We start from the raw sequence: 272 nt of genomic DNA, 5'->3' as shown, positions 1-272 counted from the left end.
AAGTTCCCGGCATTACCCGCTGGCAAGTAAGGATAAGGGTTGCGCTCGTTGCGGGACTTAACCCAACATTTCACAACACGAGCTGACGACAGCCATGCAGCACCTGTCTCTCAGTTCCCGAAGGCACATTCGAATCTCTTCAAACTTCTGAGGATGTCAAGAGTAGGTAAGGTTCTTCGCGTTGCATCGAATTAAACCACATGCTCCACCGCTTGTGCGGGCCCCCGTCAATTCATTTGAGTTTTAACCTTGCGGCCGTACTCCCCAGGCGG

General features: G+C 52.6%; 1 rRNA gene. It reads right to left on the bottom strand.

The features are described 5' to 3' along the window. Positions 1–272: ribosomal RNA gene (locus LZP69_RS16450) — 16S ribosomal RNA — on the bottom strand; the annotation flags it as partial.

It is taken from the genome of Shewanella sp. AS1 (assembly GCF_021412565.1).
In the GTDB taxonomy this organism is placed as follows: domain Bacteria; phylum Pseudomonadota; class Gammaproteobacteria; order Enterobacterales; family Shewanellaceae; genus Shewanella.
The sequence above is the reverse complement of the archived record's forward strand: the minus strand, read 5'-3'. Positions and strand labels throughout refer to the sequence as shown.